Origin of the sequence: Alistipes sp. CAG:29 (assembly GCF_000435435.1) — a bacterium.
GTDB classification, from domain to species: domain Bacteria; phylum Bacteroidota; class Bacteroidia; order Bacteroidales; family Rikenellaceae; genus Alistipes; species Alistipes onderdonkii.
On record NZ_FR893413.1, the window covers coordinates 1 to 1,505 of the forward strand.

4 protein-coding genes are annotated in these 1,505 nt (G+C 49.0%); all 4 read right to left on the reverse strand.

Annotated features, from left to right (window positions below; translation table 11 throughout):
- On the reverse strand, window positions 1–304 hold a 304-nt coding region (locus QVP03_RS02185), incomplete at its 3' end, for a hypothetical protein (RefSeq protein WP_288210604.1).
- Window positions 305–317: 13 nt separating this feature from the next.
- On the reverse strand, window positions 318–626 hold the full coding sequence (locus QVP03_RS02190; protein ID WP_022332018.1) for a hypothetical protein: 309 nt from the start codon (window positions 624–626) through the stop codon (window positions 318–320).
- A gap of 40 nt (window positions 627–666) precedes the next feature.
- On the reverse strand, window positions 667–1,089 hold the full coding sequence (locus QVP03_RS02195; protein WP_022332019.1) for a hypothetical protein: 423 nt from the start codon (window positions 1,087–1,089) through the stop codon (window positions 667–669).
- A gap of 17 nt (window positions 1,090–1,106) precedes the next feature.
- Window positions 1,107–1,322, reverse strand: a complete 216-nt coding sequence (locus QVP03_RS02200; RefSeq protein ID WP_022332020.1) for a hypothetical protein — start codon at window positions 1,320–1,322, stop codon at window positions 1,107–1,109.
- Window positions 1,323–1,505 lie beyond the last annotated feature (183 nt).

Below are 1,505 nucleotides of genomic sequence, written 5' to 3' on the forward strand. Positions count from 1 at the left end.
CCGCAATCCAGTCGGGATTCAGCGTCATACGCCAATCGGGATCGCCATTGCGGTAAGCGAGAAGTTGGGCAGCGTAATCGTGAGCCTCACGGGAATTTTGGGCCCGATAATGAAACATCCATTTCTGACCGCATCGGGGACATTCCCAGACGACCATCGTACCGGCAGAGGTCTCGGCAAGGCCCAGCATACAGGGCACTACGTTATAGTGCGGCGGTTCGAAACCACATTCATAACAGGTATAAATACCGCGGTTATAGCGTCCCTGCGGCGGAACGCGCAGGGACAAAGGAATATCGATCATATAAGTATATGGTTTAGGTGTTCGTATCTTCAGGCGAAGCCGCGACTCCGTCCTCTTGGCAATAGTCGAATTTCATCAGCTTTGCGACACGGGCGTACTCCTTATCGTAATACGTATCGTATTCCTTTTGATATTCCTCCTTGTAATGGGTTCCGCCGTCGGGATCGTCGGGGTCATCGGCTTCGACGAATGTTTCGAAAGGTGCATCGTGTGCGTTCAGCAGCCGTCCGACGGCCAGATCGCAGGCAATTTCCATAATCGACGTGTTGATCGCCTCCTTATGGTTACGGTAATATTCGTGTAAATTCTTGGTTTCGTTCATTAAAATGTTCTTGGTTTGAGTTATTGTATTTCTGCGGACATCAGGTCGGGGTCCGCAATGCAGATCGGGTTTGTTCCGGGTATTCATTGGGCAGACTCTTTCCGGATTCGGATTTGCTCCTCTGCGAATTGTCTGTTCCACCACGCCTCGCAGGCATCGACAAGCATTTGATACTTCTCTTCGGAAGGTTGTCCGTGATGCAGTTTCCGTCTGCGGCCGAGTAAATCATAACCGTAGGATCTCCGTTATTGTTTTCTATGTCCAGTGGATATTCCGTTCCGGGAATCTGATAAGCAGCATCTTCCTGATAGGTCGGATCATTTGACAGTTCATCGAGTTGACCGTCAGCACACAGCTCCTTGATCTTCTGGACTGCCGTTTCGAGATTCTCGGCTTCAAAACTGAAATACCGGCAATCTATGACAGTAATTTTTTGATTTCGATAAAATACATAGCGTTTCATTGCGCGATTATTTGAGGTTAATACTTCGATACTTCCAGTCTTTTTTTCGTCATGCTCATCGAGAAGCCCGCCTCATGGAGCTGTTTCAGTACCGAAGCGTTGCTCTCATGGATAAGAAGCGGATAGACTTGGGAGTAGTTGTCGGCAATCGGTGTGTTGAACGACACCGTGATTCTGTTGTTTCGGGTGATGATTTCCAGCGCACGCCGGAAATCGGATTCCTGCATCTTCATTCGAAAGCGTCTTTAATGATTATCGGATACGGGCCGTAGTTCGCATGGGAAGACTTCGGCTTCCGAGTCCGAGGAACAAATCAAAATGATGTCATCCTCAGAAGGCTCTTCTACGTCGTCATTGCCCGAACATACGGTATAATACCCCGAAGTTTCATCGGCAGGATCACGCCAGAAGACCCG